The sequence below is a fragment of the Haloplanus aerogenes genome (genome assembly GCF_003856835.1).
Taxonomy (GTDB): Archaea; Halobacteriota; Halobacteria; order Halobacteriales; family Haloferacaceae; genus Haloplanus; species Haloplanus aerogenes.
The window spans coordinates 2896923-2911966 of sequence record NZ_CP034145.1 but is presented as its reverse complement, the minus strand read 5'-3'; the positions used below and the strand labels follow the sequence as shown (position 1 = coordinate 2911966).

The following is a 15044-nucleotide window of genomic DNA, read 5'->3' as shown; positions in this document are numbered from 1 at the left end:
CCTCAGAAGACGCCGGGGAACAGCACGTACCCGAACAGGAGCGTCAGTGCCCCCGTCATCGTCGCGTAGTACGCGAGCGGGATGAGTTCGTAGCGGATGACCCGTCCCTCCTGACCGACCAGGCCGACGACGGCGAGCGCCGCGACGACGTTGTGGACGGCGATGAGGTTGCCGATGGCCCCGCCCACGGCCTGTGCGCCGAGGATGATGGTGTGCGGGAAGCCGATCTGATCGGCCACGCCGTACTGGAACGTGCCGAACAGGATGTCGGAGACGGTGTTCGACCCGGCGAGGAAGGCCCCCAGCGCGCCGACGAGCGACGCGAAGAAGGGGTACACGCCGCCGGCGACCCCGGCCATCGTGTCGGAGAGGACGATCAGCATCCCGTCCGTCCCCGTCGCGGTTCCCGATTGGAGCATGATCTGCACTGTCGCCACCGCGAAGAGCAGGGCGATGACGGCGGGGGTCACCTTCTCGATGGTTTCGGCCCACGCGCCCTTGATCTCTTTCGCGTCCATCCCGTGGATCGGGATGGTCAGCAGGTGGACGGCGACGAACACCGCGCCGGGCAGGTACAGCGTGGCGAACGACCCCGACAGCGACGTGCCGAGGATCGACTGCCACTGCAGGACGAGGTTCGACTGCAGGAACGTCGTCACCGGGTCGACGACGCGGGTGACGACCAGCAGTACCGCGACGAGGGCGTAGGGCGTCCACGCCCGCGGGAGCGACATGGTCTGGACCGTCCCGCCGTCGGCGGCGACGTGTGTGTCACGGGACGAGGATTCGCCGGGCTGGATGTCACCGACCCAGTGGTCGGGCCACGCGGACTGGTCGGCGAAGTCCCAATCCTCGTCGGGGTGGAAGAAGCCGGCCTTGAGCGCGCCGACCGTGACGAACAGGCCGACCATCGCCCCGATCAGACCGGGGAACTCCGGCCCGAGGAAGTAGGCCGTCGCCCAGTAGGGGACGGCGAAGGAGGCCCACGCGAACAGCGTGAGCGGCAGGACCTCCAGCGCGGGCTTGATAGAGCGTTCCTCACCGAAGAAGCGCGTCATCATCGCCACGCCGATGAAGGGGAGGGCGGCGCCGACGATGACGTGGAAGGAGGCGGCCCACACCGCGATTTCGGCCACCCAGCCCTCGATGTTCATCCCCTGAGCGGCGACGGCCGAGGAGATGACGTCCACGTCCTCGAAGATGTCGATCATCCCGATGATGAGCGGCGTCCCGACGGCGCCGAAGGTGATCGCCATCAGGTTACCCGTGAGGGCGACGACGACGGCCGCCAGCGGCGGGAAGCCGAGGCCGACGAGAAGCGGACCGACGATGGCCGCGGGCGTGCCGAACCCGGCCGCCCCCTCGATGAACGAGCCCATCAGGAAGACGAGCAGGACCACCTGTACGCGGCGGTCGTCGCTGATCGAGGCGAACCCCTGGTTGATGGCGTCGAACGCGCCGGTGCGTTTGAGCGTGTAGAGCAGGAGGATCGCCCCGAAGACGATCCACAGGATGCTCGCGGCGGTGATGAAGCCGTTGATGGTGGCGGCGCCGATCCACGTCGGCGACATGTTCCAGCCGAAGTAGCCGGCGCCGATGGCGACGATCCACGCGACGGGCATCGCCCGCGTCGCCGGCCAGAACCGCCCGACCATCAGGTAGGCGATGGCCGCGAGCGGTAACACCGCGATGGCGACGTCGATGGCCGCCATCACACCCTCCAGCGCGGCGTGCCGGCCGCGCTACCGGTTCCACAGTCGTTCTCTGATCGTTCTGGCATCGTCGAGTGCCACCATTTCCCCCGATATATATCCATCGTTCCTCGCTTTTCGTGATAGTTGCCGGCGGTTCGGTAGCGAGACACACGATCCGGTATCGTCGTGTGAAGTGGTTATTCGCGGGTTTGAACCGGTTGAAACGCCGCTTCGTCCTACACTCCGCCAATCCAGTTCACACGTCTGTAGTGGCCGCTACACTCGTGTGTACGAAGATACTCACGTGTGCAAAGGCTTTTGTACTCGTGTGTAGTGGGTTCTCGGCATGAGCGAGGAGGGTGAGCGACCCCGGAACGACGACGGGCAGTACGCCGACCGTATCCCGCCGGAGGCGGTACTGGAGGTGTTCGACGACCGGGACGACCTCGCCCGCCCCCTCACCGCGAGCGACGTGATGGACGCACTGGCCTGCTCACGGCGGACCGCGCACAACAAACTCTCGACGCTGGTCGACCGGGGGACGCTGAAGACCCGGAAGGTCGGCGCCCGGAGTCGGGTGTGGTGGGTGCCGATGGAGCGCGGGCCGGCCCCCGGCGCGGCCGCCGAGGCCGACACCGACCGCCCCCTCGCCGTCGACAACGCCATTCGGGACGCGACGCTCCCCGGAAGCGGGCCGACGCTCGAAGCCCGTCGTGAGGCGCTGTCGGCCGCCTACGACTACCTCGCGGCCAACCCGGAGGCGAAGAAGGCCGACTTCCTGCGCGACGTGTACCACGACTACCCCGCGGGCTACGAGTCCGCGGAGGCGTGGTGGAACGCCATCCAACCCGCGCTGAAGGACCTGCCGGGCGTCGATCCCCCGGCCGAGCGCGGCCACCTCTGGCACTTCCTCGGCGGCTGATCGGTCCCTTTTTCTCCGGGCGCTCCACACCTCCACTGTCCTATGCGTACGCGGCAGACGACCAGCGACCGCCGGACGCCACGCGGCCGATCCGCCGACCGTGGGTGACGAGACGCCCGATCCGGAGACGGACACGGACGCCGACGCCCCCGTCTACGCCTCCGCGGTCGAAGGTCGCCAGTACCGCGGCACGTGGTACTGCCCGCTGCCGTACGACGACCTCGACCGCGCCCCGGAGACGGCCGACTATCCCGACCGCGGCACGGGCGGCGCGTTCCGCCTCGCCGAACTCCCGCGCGTCCCCCGCGTCCGCCACGTCGTCGGCCCGAGTGCCATCATGCTCGGCGCGTCGCTCGGCAGCGGCGAGACGCTGTTCTGGCCCGGGCTCATCGCCCGGCACGGCTGGGGCATCTACTGGGCCTTCCTCGTCGGCGTTCTCACACAGTTCGTGATCAACACCGAACTCCAGCGCTGGACGCTCGCCACCGGCGAGAGCGTCTTTCGATCCTACCTCCGCGTCCACCGCGCGTGGCCGTGGGCGTTCCTTCTCGCCGGCCTCCTCAGCCTCGGGTGGCCCGGATGGGCCGCCGGCGCCGCACAGGTCGTCGCCACCGCGACCGGTCTCGCGGGGTCGACGCTTTTCGGCCTCCCCGCGTGGAAACCGCTAGCGGTCGGCCTCCTGTTGATCGTCTGGCTCTCCTATCAGGTCTCGTCGGTCGCGTACAACGCCGTCGAGGCGCTCCAGATCGGCCTGCTCTTCGTCGCCATCGGGACGGCGCTGGCGCTCGCCGTCGCGAGCGGCGCCGTCTTCGAACTCGGCTCCGTCTCCGCCGTGGTGACGGGCGTCGGCTCCCTCCCGCCGGAGATGGACGTGGCCGTCTTCCTTGGCGGCCTCGCCTTCGCGGGCGCCGGCGGCTACCTCAACCTCTCGCAGTCCCTCTGGGTGCGGGAGAAGGGGTACGCCATGGGTAACTATCAGGGCCGCGTGCGCAACCCGCTCACCGGCGACGACCCCGAACCGATCCGCCGCGACGGCTTCACGTTCCGACCGACGCGCCTGCACCTGCAGCGCTGGCGTGGCTGGTGGCGTGTCATCCAGGCCGAACACCTCCTCACCTTCGTCGCCGGCCTCCTGTTCGTGGCGACGGTGTTGATGGCCGTCGCGCACCGCCACGCCCCCGGGACGGACGCGAACGCGCTCGACATGTGGCTGGGCGAAATCGCCCCCGCACTCGGCGGTATCGGCGCGCTCCTCGTGTTCGTTCTCCTCTTCGTCGCGCTCTTTACGACCGAATACGCCATCGTCGAGTCGTTCGTCCGCAACTCCGCCGACGCCGTCTACGAGGCGTTCGCGCGCGACGCCGGCTGGGACCTCTCGCGCCTGTTCTGGTGGCTGCTCACCGGCTTCACCGTCTGGGGCGTGACCGTCATCCTCCTCTTCTCGTCGCCGCTCAGCACGCGCGGGCCGTTCGTCCTCCTCGTCGTCGGCGCCGCCCTCTCCGGCGTGATGATGTGGCCGTACACCGTCCTCACCCTGCTGGTCAACACGGCGCGTCTGCCCGAACACCTCCAGCCCGGGTGGGACCGCGTCGCCGCCATGTGGTGGGCGTCGGGCTTCTACGGCTACTTCAGCGTCCTCCTGATCGGGCAGACGGCGACGGCGGCCGGCGTCGACGCCTTCGCGACCACCGTCGGCGTCGTCGGGAGTGCGCCCGGTGGCTACGCGCTCTGGGCCGGCTACGCCCTCGTGCAAGCGTACGCAGTCGTGCGGTCCGTGCGTGCCAAGCGCGCCGCAAGGAGGTCCGTCGCGGCGCTGACGGCCGATGATCAGTCGGGCCACTGACGCGACGACACCGAAGCTACAAAGCCGCCGCGTCCCAATCCACCCGGCATGGCAACGACGACCACGAACCCGACCCTCTCGACGTTCGAGGAAGCGCTGGCCGACCTCGGCGTCGAACTCACCCGGACGACGGTCGACGACTTCGCGGCGACACTCGACGACATCGTCCGCGACCCTGCCGTCGGCGTCGCCCTCCCCTTCGACGTGGAGTATCCCGACAGCGTGACGGTCGATCCGACGCCGGCCGCCCTCGAACGCGCGGAGACGGGTGTCACGCCCGCCTCCTTCGGCGTCGCCAACTACGGCAGCGTCCTCCTCCCCTCCACTGCCGACGGCGCCGAACCCGTCAGCCTCTACCCCAAACTCCACGTGCCCGTACTCCGCGCGAGCGACGTGCTCCCGGACCTGCCCGAGGCGCTGGATCGCTTCGGCGACGCGGCCCGCGACGAGGATCTGAGCGCCATCGTCGCCACCGGTCCCAGCGCCACTGCGGATATGGGCAAACTCGTCCTCGGTGCCCACGGTCCCGAGGCGGTCCACGTGGTGATGCTCGATGAGTAAGGGCAAAGGCGACAAAGCGGCCGAGATTCGCCGCCTGATGGCGACCGAAGGCCCCGCCATCGAGAAGAACACCAAGGGCTTCAACCGGAAGCGACAGGAGGCGGTCGCGGATCTGGAGAACTACGAGGAACTTCGCACGCGCGTCCGCGAGATCAAGGAGGACGCCATCGACCGCCTACCCGAGTTGCTGGAGCAGTTGCGGACGGCGGTGGAAGAAAACGGCGGCAACCTGTACATCGCGGACGACGCCGACGACGCCAACCGGTACATCCGCGACGTGGCGGCCGACCACGACGCCGAGAGCGTCGTCAAGAGCAAGTCGATGACTACGGAGGAGTTGGAGGTCAACGACGCCCTCGCGGAAGACGGCGTCGACGTGGTCGAGACGGACCTCGGCGAGTGGGTGGTTCAGGTCGCGGGCGAGACGCCGTCGCATCTCATCGCGCCGGCCATCCACCGCTCACAGGAGAGCATCGCCCAACTGTTCAAGGAACATTTCGACCCCGAGGACCCGCCGGAGACGGCGGACGAACTCACGACCTTTGCCCGCGAGAAACTGGGCGAGCGCATCCGCGACGCCGACATCGGGATGACCGGCGCCAACTTCATCACCGCGGACTCGGGGACGATGGCCATCGTCACCAGCGAGGGCAACGCCCGGAAATGTGCCGTGACGCCCGACACCCACATCGCCGTCTCGGGGGTCGAGAAGGTAATCCCCTCGACCGACGACCTCTCGCCGTTCCTCGAACTCCTCGCGCGGTCGGGCACGGGACAGGACCTCACCGCCTACGTCTCCATGCTCACCCCGCCCGTCGATTCCCCCACGCTCGATTTCGACGACGACGAGACGCCCCTCTCCGAGCGGGATTCGGACCGCGAGTTCCACCTCGTCCTGATCGACAACGGCCGGATGGCGATGCGCGAGGACGACCAGCTCCGCGAGACGCTCTACTGCATCCGGTGTGGCCAGTGTGCGAACTCCTGTGCCAACTTCCAGCACGTCGGCGGCCACGCCTTCGGCGGTGAAACCTACTCCGGCGGCATCGGCACCGGCTGGGAGGCAGGAATAGAGGGGCTCGACACCGCCGCCGAGTTCAACGACTTCTGTACCGGCTGTTCCCGGTGTGTCAACGGCTGTCCCACCAAGATCGACATCCCGTGGATCAACACCGTCGTCCGTGACCGGATCAACCGCGGGAAAGAGCCCGAGGGCTACGACTTCCTCGTCGAGGGGCTGACGCCGGACGAGGAGCCCGGTGGCCTCGACCTGGACAAGCGGCTGTTCGGCAACTTCGAGACGCTGGCGAAACTGGGCAGCGCGACCGCGCCCGTCTCGAACTGGATCGCCGACACTGGCCCGGCGCGCTGGGCGCTCGAACGCGTCGCCGGCGTCGACGCCCGCCGCGACCTCCCCGAGTTCCAGCGCGAGACCCTCGTCGACTGGTTCGAGAAGCGCGTCTCGACGGTATCGGACCCGACCCGCGAAGTCGTCCTCTATCCCGACGTGTACACCAACCACGTGCAGGTCGAACGCGGGAAGGCAGCCGTGCGGGTACTGGAGGCGCTCGGCGTCTCGGTCCGCGTCCCGCCGATGCGGTCGAGCGGTCGCGCCCCGCTCTCGCAGGGCATGGTCGCCACCGCCGAGGAGCACGCTCACGACGTGTACGGCAGCCTCGCGGAACACTTGGACGCCGGCCGCGACGTGGTCGTCATCGAACCCTCCGACCTCGCCATGTTCGACCGCGAGTACGAGCGGTTCCTCCCCGACGCGTCCGTCGAGCGTCTGCAGGAGAACAGCTACGAGATCATGGAGTACGTCTACGGCCTCCTCGAGAACGGTGCGGACGCCGACACGCTCCGCGCCGGCGACGGGCACGACGTGGCGTATCACGCCCACTGCCAGCAGCGGACGCTCGGCCTCGAAGCCCACACCGTCGCGGTGCTCGAGGATCTGGGCTACGACGTGCTCACCTCCGACGTGGAGTGTTGCGGGATGGCCGGCTCCTTCGGCTACAAGGACACCTACTACGAACTGAGCATGGACGTGGGCGACGACCTGGCCGAGCAGTTCTCGACCACCGAAGCGCGAGACCGGACCGTCGTCGCCAGCGGCACCTCCTGTCTCGAACAGCTGGACGCGTTGCTCGCCCGCCCCGCGACGCACCCGGTCGAACTGATCGCACCGTAGGGTACTACGCGCCGTCGACGACGCGTAGCGCGTCCTCGACCAGTTCGTTCGGCCGATACCGGATTCGCTCGGCGTCGTGATCGTATCGAAGCAGATCCGTCTCCGCCAGCGTCGGCAAAATCGAGTGCCTGAGAGCGATGCTCGCTCGCTCGGAACCCACCGAGCAGCGGGACGCGACGTAGTCGATCACTTCCTCGTAGGATGCGACCCCCTCGTCGTCGTTCACCAGATATCGAACGACTAGCCGCCGCTTTTCGTCGGCCAGCGCCCGGAAGGCGTCGTCAGCAGCATGAGTCCACATGCGTCTGCCCGTTCGCCCGACGGCTACAAATTGTCATTCCGTGACGCGACGACCCCCTCTGTCGTACTCGGTGGCGCCTCAGACGGTCGTCTTCGGCGTCGCCTCGGCGCGGTACCGCCAGAACACCGCGTGCAGGTCGTCCGGGTGGACGTAGACCCCGACCGCGTCCGATTCGACGGCCATCGCGTGGCCGTCATTTCCCCGACCATCACTTAAAATCGAGAGCGTCCGGACCCACGTCGCTCCAGCCCCGAGAACCGGACGTTCGCAGCTATCCGCGAACTATTAAGACCCGCGACGAACAGGGAATGCATATGGACGGCACGCCACAGGAGATTACGACGCTCGTCGGCCGCGAGGTGTACTCGAACAACGGGGTCTTCGTCGGAGAAGTCGAGGACGTACGACTGAATCTGAACCAGCAGGCAGTCACCGGACTCGCGCTTGGCGAACTCAGTCAGGAACTGTTCGCCGGGCGCATCGAGTCCGGCAAAGGTGTGATGATTCCCTACCGCTGGGTCCGGGCCGTCGGTGACGTGATCCTCATCAACGACGTGGTCGAGCGCCTCGAAGATACGGACGAGGACGAAGAAGTCGTCGCCTAACTTCCGTTTCCTTCTGCCGCGCTACTCTCGACGCCCATCGCGTCGAACAGTTTCTTGCGGACGGCCTCCTCGGCCAGCGACAGGAGGGTGTCGCGGTTGTCCTCGCTCGCCTCGATACCCGTAAAGAGGCCGAGCGGAATCTCGACGCTCCCCTGCGTCGAGTGACCTCCCGTCTCGCCGATGGCGCCGTAGGCGTCCTCCAGTACGTTGCCGATGTTGATGCGGATGTCCTTCGACCGCGCGGCGAGATAGATGGTGTCGTCGGCGATGCCGAAGACGGCGGTGGTTGTGATACCCTCCAGATTCAGGAGATGCTGGGCGGCCTGTGCCAGCGCGTCGCGGTCGCGGATGAAGCCCGCGTTCGAGACGAGGTGGCTCCCCTGTACCTGTCGGTTCTGGATCGCCTCGGCGAGGACGTCGAGCGTCTCCGGCGACATCGACGGCGACTCCACCTGTTCCAGCGTATCGTGGTTGGCGAAGGGGTAGAGATACGCCGCCGCGGTCAGGTCCGCGGGCGTCGTGTCGCGCTTGAAATCGAGCGTCTCGGCCCGGATGCCGTACAGCAACGCCGTCGCCACTGCCTCGTCCGGCGAGAGGTCGAACTCCTGGATGTACTTCGTGAGGATGGTCGAGGTCGAGGAGACGTTCGGCCGCACGTCCATGAAGTCGGCGTCGTAGTCGGATTCGGGTTCGTAGTGGTCGATGAAGATGTCGACGCCGGTGTCGAGGCCGATATCGCCCGACTTCATGTGATCGACCAGCGCGACGAGCGCGTAGTTGTCCAGTGACTCCACCTCCGACAACGGCAGGAGTTCGATGCCGAGGAGGTTGACGAACGCCCGGTTCTCCTGATGGCCGATGTCGCCGTGGTAGAGGATGTCAGCCTCGACGTCGTGGGCGTCGGCGATGGCCTGCAGCGCCACCGCACTGGCGATGGAGTCCGGGTCGGGGTTGTCGTGGGTGAGGATGGCGAGACGGCCGCCGGCGGACCGCAGGAGGTCGGCCAGTTGCTGGGCCTTGTACTCCAGTTCGCCCGTCTCCAGCGCGCGGAGGGCGGACTCCGCGATGACCTGCGAGGGGGTGATGACCACGTCCGCGCCCGCCTCGGTGAGTTCGTCCTCGGAGACGGGATCGGAGGCCCGGACGATGATGAACTGGTCGCCGCCGCGTTCGCGGATGGTGGAGACGGCCGCCTTGTTCGCCTCCACGTCGGAGGCGAGGATGAGGATCACGTCGCGGTCGGCCACGAGGTCGGCCACCTCGTCGTCTCGGATGTCCGTGCGTCGGGCGTCGAGGTCCTGATCGCGGAGCGCTTCGACGCGGCTCTCGTCCCGGTCGAGGATCAGCACGCTCTTGCCCTCGTCCGCGAGGTCCTCGGCGACGGCGTGGCCGACGCTCCCACAGCCGAGGATCGCGTACGACGACATCGTCGAGACCGTAGCCGCGTTGCTCATATACGCCGACGTATCGCGGCATCTCACTTAACACCGTCCCTTCGGCCCATCGGACGGGAAAGGAAACGCCTTTTACCGGTCCACCGGTACCGATGGTACAGGGCCGGTAGCTCAGTCAGGTAGAGCGACGGACTCTTAATCCGTCGGTCGGGGGTTCAACTCCCTCCCGGCCCGCTTCTGCTCCGAACGCACGTGAGGAGCGAAGCGGCTACGGAGGAGTTGAACTAGGGAGGTCGCGCGCAGCGAAGCGAGCACGTCCGACCGTGGTTCAACTCCCTCCCGGCCTTCTCCAACCACCGAACGAAACGATTGGATTCGACATTTTAGAATGACAAGTAAATGCACCTACATTCGACCGATCGTCTGCATGATAGCCGATAACACTCCTCTGTGACACTATTTAACGACGTTTTTCTGCGTGAATAGAAACTGGCTTTTGGGTGGATTGCCGACCACGGAGTACACACGAAGATGTTCCGTCTACTCCCTCTCGACCGACAGCCCTCGAGGTGATCAGAACGTGCGAATCGAACGCGAAACGATCCTGATCGTCGTCCTCATCGGTCTGGTTCTCGCGCCGATGTGGTATTTCGCGCTGGCGAGCGGTGAGCCGACCGCTGGCGTCCAGCTCCAGAGCGACGACGACAACGAGATCGTTCCCTCCGAGACGTTTCTCCCGACCCCGAACGAGGTCAACACCAACGTGTCCGGCGTCGTGACGTGGCTCGCCCTCTTCGTCCTCGTGGCGATGATCGTCTACACGAGACGGTTCACCGAGCGCGTCGGGCGCGCGACGGACGTGCTCAGACTGGACGACGCGGTCATGCCGTCGTGGCTGACCTCCGAGGATCGGTCGGTGCTGTCGTACTGGCCGGCACGGACGCCCTCCGTCGGGCTGGCGACGCTCGGCCTCCTCACGTGGGCCGTCGTCGTCTTCGCCGCCCTCCTCGCCTGGGAGGGTCTCAACTACGCTCGGACGCAGTTCATCGGCATCTACATGGGTATGATGTTGCTCACCATGGGCGTCTGGGTCGCCGTCTACACCACCTGGTTCATGCCGAGTATCACGGTCGCAGAACGACGGGAGCACTAACCAATGACTACCGACGATATCCCCGACGACGCTGTATCGCTCGACGAGACGGACCACGACATCTCGGTGACGACCCGCCGGAACGTCGCCAAAATTCTCGGCGTGATCGGTGGCGGGGCCGCCATCGGTGCCGTCTCCATCAACTACATCACGGGGCTGGCCGACGCCGGCCTCGCCGGCGGCGAGGACCTCACCTACGAGAACATCTACGTCGAAGGGACCCACCTCGTCGATCAGGAGGGGAACCGCATCGCCGCCGACCAGCTCGAACAGGGCAGCGGCGAGACCCTCACCGTCCTCCCCGAGAAGGAGGGCGGCGGTGCCCTCGAAAAGAAGAAGGCGACGACCCTGCTCGTCCGCTTCGGCCCCGACGACTTCGAGGAGCCGACGCACCTCGACTGGACGGCGAACGGCTACGTCGCGTACTCGATGGTCTGTACCCACGAGGAGTGTCTGGTGTCGGGGCGGGCCGAGGAGAACCTCTACTGCCCCTGTCACGGCACCTCCTACGACCCACTCCGGGGCGCCGAGGTCGTCGGCGGGCCCGCGCCCAGCGCGCTCCCGCAGCTTCCCATCGGCATCAGCGACGAGGGCGAACTTCTGCTCGCAACCGGCCCCTTCGAAGGACCCATCGGAGCCTCTCACTGACCATGGCTGACGACACCCAATCGACGGACGCCCGCACCGACGGTGGCGTCGAGCGCTACGAACACAGCCGACTCTACCGCTGGCTCGACGCCCGTCTCGACCTCGACGACGACGCGTTCGGGAAGGCGTTCCCCGACGACCGCTACGGCTCGTTCCTGCTCGGCGAGGTGGCGCTGTTCTCCTTCGTCATCCTCGCCGCCACGGGCACGTTCCTCGGGCTGATGTACACGCCCGTCACCTCCGAAGTCGTCTATCAGGGACAGGTCGCGAAGTACGCGGGGCAGTCGGTGCCCGGCGCGTTCGCGAGCGTCCTGCGCATCTCCTACGACGTGCGCTTCGGGATGTTCGTCCGGATGGCCCACCACTGGGCGGCCTATCTGTTCGTCGCCGCCATGGGCCTGCACATGTTCCGCGTGTTCTTCACCGGCGCCTACCGCAACCCGCGCGAGCCGAACTGGCTCGTCGGCAGCGGACTGCTCTTGCTCGCGCTCGGCGAGGGCTACTTCGGCTACGCGCTCCCGTACGACGACTTCAGTCAGACGGCGACCACCATCGGGTTCCAGATGACCTCCTCCATCCCGGTCGTGGGTACGATGCTGAAGAACCTCATCTTCGGCGGCGACTTCCCCGCCAACGCGACGTATATCCTTCCCAGATTCTTCTTCTATCACGTCTTCCTGCTCCCGGCGATCATCATGGGGCTGATCGGCCTGCACATGTTCTTCCTGCTCCGACAGAAGCACACGGAGCACCCGGAGAGTTCGCGTGATAGCTCGCCCGTCGGGCCCGACCCCGACGACGAGAGCGTGGTCGTCGGCGTGCCCATGTGGCCCAACCAGGTCGCGATGTCGATCATCGTCTTCTGCTTTACCACCTCGATCATCTCCTTCCTCGCGGCGCTGTTCCCGGTTCAACGGGTGGCCATCATCGGCCCCGCGTCGCCGCTCACCCAGCCGTCGGGCGTCCGTCCCGACTGGTTCTTCATGTGGGTGTTCGGCGCGCTGAAGATGACGCCCAACATCTTCTTCGGCTACGGGCGGTTCATCGGCGGCGTGCTCTTCCCCGGCGTCGTCATCGGCGTGATGGCGCTCTGGGTGTTCATCGACCGCCACGAGGAGCCGGTCCATTTCACCGCCAACCCGCTCGACCGGCCCATGCCGACGGCCGTCGGCGTCGCCGCCATCTCCACGATCATCGTCCTCTCCATCGCGGGGATGGACACGTTCGTCGCGGAGACGCTCGGGATGAGCGCCGACGCCATCTTCCCGTACATGCTCGGGATGACGCTGCTCGTCCCGCCGGCGGAAGGACTGATCGTCTACTACGCGCTCAAGCGGCGGCTGGCGCGGAAGGGCGAGGTGGCCTGAGATGCACCTGTCCCCGCGGGCCTACTTCGCGCTCGACCGCACGACGAAGGTCGTTGGCCTCTGTGCCATCGCCGGCGGAATCGCGGGGGCGTTCGGCGCGCTCTCGCCGCTCGCCATCGTCGGCGGCCTCGTCGTGGGCGTCGCCACGGTGTTCGTCGACGCGGAGTAGTTATACTCTCGGCCACGATTCGACACCCCGACGTGGCGAATCGTGCCACGGACTTACAGCTGAGAGTAGTAGGCCCCGATTTTCTGCCGCAGTCGCATTCCGAACAAGTAGCAGCCACAGCCCGCCAGAACGAGCATCCCCACGAGGCCGACGACCCCCGAGAGGAAAAAGAGGGTCGCGGCGGTGTTCGGCTGGCCCCCTCGAATCACGAGGCCGGCGACGGCGACGAGGAAGGACCCGGCCCACAGCAGGGCGCCGGCCGTCGCCACGCGGGCGATCCGGGGATGGACGAAGCGGTCGAAAAACGACGCCATACCCGTCCTCTCGCCGCGGCCGACAACACCGTTGCGATTTGCGGCCGCGGCTGGTTCGACACAGTAGAAGGAGTTACGAGCCAGCGGCGGCTACGGCGGGTCGTGACTTCGGTATCCGATCCCGACGCCGAACCGGCCCACGTCGTCGTCTACACGCGCGAGGGCTGTCATCTCTGTGACGACGCCATCGAGACCATCGAACGGGTCGCCGACTCGGTTTCCCGATCGGTCGAGATAGAGACGGTCGACGTCGACACCGACCCCGACCTGCGGGAGCGATACGGCGAGCGCGTGCCCTACGTCACGGTCGACGGCCGCCCGAAGTTCAAGTATCGTGTCGACGCCGACGACCTCCGGGCGACCCTGACGGCGTAGCCGTCGCCGAGGCGGGCTATCGCCTTCGCGGGTGTGTGACGGTGTAACGGCACTCTAACAGCCGTTGCGCGTTTCGAAAGGGGTTCAAAGGTACTCCACACAGGTACGGGCACATGGTTCGGAACGCTACGAATCGGTCGACGCGCCGTGGGTTCCTGCGGACCGTCGGCGGGGCGACGGCAGGGCTGTTCGCCGCCGGTCCCGTCACCGCCCAGAGCGGCGGTGGGGAGACGCACACGGTGACGATGGCCACGGACCGGGGCTCGTTCTACTACGACCCCGTCGGCCTGCACGTCGAACCCGGCGACACCGTCGAGTGGGTCAACGAGAGCGGCCAGCACTCCGCGACGGCGTACACGCAGAACAACCCCCGATACGACGGGAGTCGGCGCATTCCGGAAGCCGCCGAGTCCTGGGACAGCGGCGTCTTCGAGGAACAGGGCGCAACCTTCTCTTACACCTTCGAGGAGCCGGGCACGTACGACTACTACTGCATCCCGCACAAGACGCTGGGGATGGTCGGGCGCATCGTCTGCGGGTCGCCCGGCGGCCCCGCCGAGGAGAGCGCGCTCCCCGAGTCGGACACCCCTCGCGGCGTCATGCCTCCCTCGGACACCATCGTCGAGGAGGGGAGCCTCGAGTGGCCGTACGTCCCCACCACGAACCACGGCGGCCCGCCGATGCTGTTCTGGAGTAGCGTCGGCGTCGTCGGCCTCACGAGCGCCTACCTGTTCTCGGTGTACGACCGGTCCTCCGGCCGGTACGAGGAGTTGGACCTGCCGGACGACGAATAGGCCGTCGCTCGCGCCATCCTGTCAGAAAAGCGGCGTGTCGGCAATCGAGCATATGTGTTTATCGTCCAACAGTTCGTCTATGGTACGGAGTACCACAATGACGGCACACTGGGAACTTTCGGGGGAGTACGCGGAGGCGTGTAACTGCGACGTGGCCTGTCAGTGTATCTGGCTGGAACCGGCCGACGACGACGGCTGCACGGCCGCGTTGGCGTGGCACGTGACCGACGGACAGTACGGCGATATCGACCTCGGCGGTCGCAAGGTGGCGATGCTGATCGTCGCGGACGAGGGAGTCATGTTCGACCCGTCGACGCAGTGGGACGTGGTCCTCGTCGTCGACGAGGAGGCGACCGACGAGGAACGAGCCGCCATCGAAGACATCTACCTCGGCCGGGCGGGTGGTATCTGGGCACCCGTGGCGGACGGTCATTTCCGGTCGACCGAGGTCGTCACCGCACCCATCGAGTTCGAGCGGAACGGGAAGACGACGACCGCTACCGTCGGCGACGACGTGTCGATGGAGGTCGTTGAGAAAGCCGGCTTCAACGAGGAGACCGGCACTATCTCACCGCACCCGCTCACGTCGAGTCTGACGATGAAGACCGCCAAGTCGACGCACGCGACCGTCGCGTACGACGACCGGTACGACTGGGATCTCGGGGGGAACAACGCCTACGTCTGTGATTTCGAGCTGACGAACGCCTGAACGG

Annotated in this window: 16 protein-coding genes and 1 tRNA gene; 13 read left to right on the top strand and 4 right to left on the bottom strand. The window is 66.8% G+C overall.

Annotated features, from left to right (window positions below):
* Nucleotides 1-2: 2 nt before the first annotated feature.
* Nucleotides 3-1712 (bottom strand): L-lactate permease, encoded by a 1710-nt coding sequence (locus DU502_RS14935; RefSeq protein ID WP_394338935.1) that lies wholly within the window; start codon nucleotides 1710-1712, stop codon nucleotides 3-5.
* A gap of 328 nt (nucleotides 1713-2040) precedes the next feature.
* On the opposite strand from DU502_RS14935, the gene DU502_RS14930 reads away from it, so the two are divergent.
* The 4 genes from DU502_RS14930 (at nucleotide 2041) to DU502_RS14915 (ending at nucleotide 7211) form a co-directional block, all read left to right on the top strand.
* Complete coding sequence (locus DU502_RS14930; RefSeq protein ID WP_121921546.1) at nucleotides 2041-2616, top strand: ArsR family transcriptional regulator; 576 nt, start codon at nucleotides 2041-2043, stop codon at nucleotides 2614-2616.
* A 100-nt stretch (nucleotides 2617-2716) separates the two neighbouring features.
* Entirely contained in the window at nucleotides 2717-4459 is a 1743-nt protein-coding gene (locus DU502_RS14925) for an Nramp family divalent metal transporter (RefSeq protein ID WP_121921545.1), read from the top strand.
* Nucleotides 4460-4507: 48 nt separating this feature from the next.
* The gene (locus DU502_RS14920; protein WP_121921544.1) at nucleotides 4508-5020 is read left to right on the top strand and encodes an LUD domain-containing protein; all 513 of its coding nucleotides are present in this window, start codon (nucleotides 4508-4510) and stop codon (nucleotides 5018-5020) included.
* Entirely contained in the window at nucleotides 5013-7211 is a 2199-nt protein-coding gene (locus tag DU502_RS14915) for an LUD domain-containing protein (protein WP_121921543.1), read from the top strand. Before DU502_RS14920 ends, DU502_RS14915 begins: the two co-directional genes overlap by 8 nt.
* Before the next feature lie 4 nt (nucleotides 7212-7215).
* Here the strand turns inward: DU502_RS14915 and DU502_RS14910 are convergent, their stop codons facing one another.
* Nucleotides 7216-7512 (bottom strand): DUF7344 domain-containing protein, encoded by a 297-nt coding sequence (locus DU502_RS14910; RefSeq protein WP_121921542.1) that lies wholly within the window; start codon nucleotides 7510-7512, stop codon nucleotides 7216-7218.
* A gap of 314 nt (nucleotides 7513-7826) precedes the next feature.
* On the opposite strand from DU502_RS14910, the gene DU502_RS14905 reads away from it, so the two are divergent.
* The gene (locus tag DU502_RS14905; RefSeq protein ID WP_121921541.1) at nucleotides 7827-8117 is read left to right on the top strand and encodes a PRC-barrel domain-containing protein; all 291 of its coding nucleotides are present in this window, start codon (nucleotides 7827-7829) and stop codon (nucleotides 8115-8117) included.
* Here DU502_RS14905 and DU502_RS14900 read toward each other — a convergent pair.
* Complete coding sequence (locus DU502_RS14900; protein WP_121921540.1) at nucleotides 8114-9571, bottom strand: DHH family phosphoesterase; 1458 nt, start codon at nucleotides 9569-9571, stop codon at nucleotides 8114-8116. The two genes, DU502_RS14905 and DU502_RS14900, sit on opposite strands and share 4 nt — an antisense overlap.
* 100 nt (nucleotides 9572-9671) lie before the next feature.
* On the opposite strand from DU502_RS14900, the gene DU502_RS14895 reads away from it, so the two are divergent.
* The 5 genes from DU502_RS14895 to DU502_RS18405 all read left to right on the top strand — a co-directional run bounded on the left by DU502_RS14895 (nucleotide 9672) and on the right by DU502_RS18405 (nucleotide 12848).
* Nucleotides 9672-9745 (top strand) — tRNA-Lys (locus tag DU502_RS14895).
* A 346-nt stretch (nucleotides 9746-10091) separates the two neighbouring features.
* Nucleotides 10092-10664 carry a hypothetical protein gene (locus DU502_RS14890; RefSeq protein WP_121921539.1) on the top strand — a complete coding sequence of 191 codons (573 nt, stop codon included), beginning with the start codon at nucleotides 10092-10094 and terminating at the stop codon, nucleotides 10662-10664.
* Between the two features lie 3 nt (nucleotides 10665-10667).
* A complete protein-coding gene (locus DU502_RS14885) occupies nucleotides 10668-11312 on the top strand; it encodes a QcrA and Rieske domain-containing protein (protein WP_121921538.1) in 645 nt (214 codons plus the stop codon).
* 2 nt (nucleotides 11313-11314) lie between these two features.
* Complete coding sequence (locus DU502_RS14880) at nucleotides 11315-12679, top strand: cytochrome b (protein WP_121921537.1); 1365 nt, start codon at nucleotides 11315-11317, stop codon at nucleotides 12677-12679.
* Between the two features lies 1 nt (nucleotide 12680).
* Nucleotides 12681-12848: a hypothetical protein gene (locus tag DU502_RS18405; RefSeq protein WP_158601192.1), complete on the top strand. Its 168-nt coding sequence runs from the start codon at nucleotides 12681-12683 to the stop codon at nucleotides 12846-12848.
* A gap of 53 nt (nucleotides 12849-12901) precedes the next feature.
* On the opposite strand, the gene DU502_RS14875 is transcribed toward DU502_RS18405, so the two are convergent.
* Nucleotides 12902-13162, bottom strand: coding sequence for a hypothetical protein (locus DU502_RS14875; protein WP_121921536.1), 261 nt, complete (start codon nucleotides 13160-13162; stop codon nucleotides 12902-12904).
* 102 nt (nucleotides 13163-13264) lie between these two features.
* On the opposite strand from DU502_RS14875, the gene DU502_RS14870 reads away from it, so the two are divergent.
* The 3 genes from DU502_RS14870 to DU502_RS14860 all read left to right on the top strand — a co-directional run bounded on the left by DU502_RS14870 (nucleotide 13265) and on the right by DU502_RS14860 (nucleotide 15040).
* The gene (locus tag DU502_RS14870) at nucleotides 13265-13537 is read left to right on the top strand and encodes a glutaredoxin family protein (RefSeq protein ID WP_241966839.1); all 273 of its coding nucleotides are present in this window, start codon (nucleotides 13265-13267) and stop codon (nucleotides 13535-13537) included.
* Nucleotides 13538-13650: 113 nt separating this feature from the next.
* On the top strand, nucleotides 13651-14331 hold the full coding sequence (locus DU502_RS14865) for a plastocyanin/azurin family copper-binding protein (RefSeq protein ID WP_121921534.1): 681 nt from the start codon (nucleotides 13651-13653) through the stop codon (nucleotides 14329-14331).
* A gap of 97 nt (nucleotides 14332-14428) precedes the next feature.
* Nucleotides 14429-15040 carry a DUF1326 domain-containing protein gene (locus tag DU502_RS14860; RefSeq protein ID WP_121921533.1) on the top strand — a complete coding sequence of 204 codons (612 nt, stop codon included), beginning with the start codon at nucleotides 14429-14431 and terminating at the stop codon, nucleotides 15038-15040.
* Nucleotides 15041-15044 lie beyond the last annotated feature (4 nt).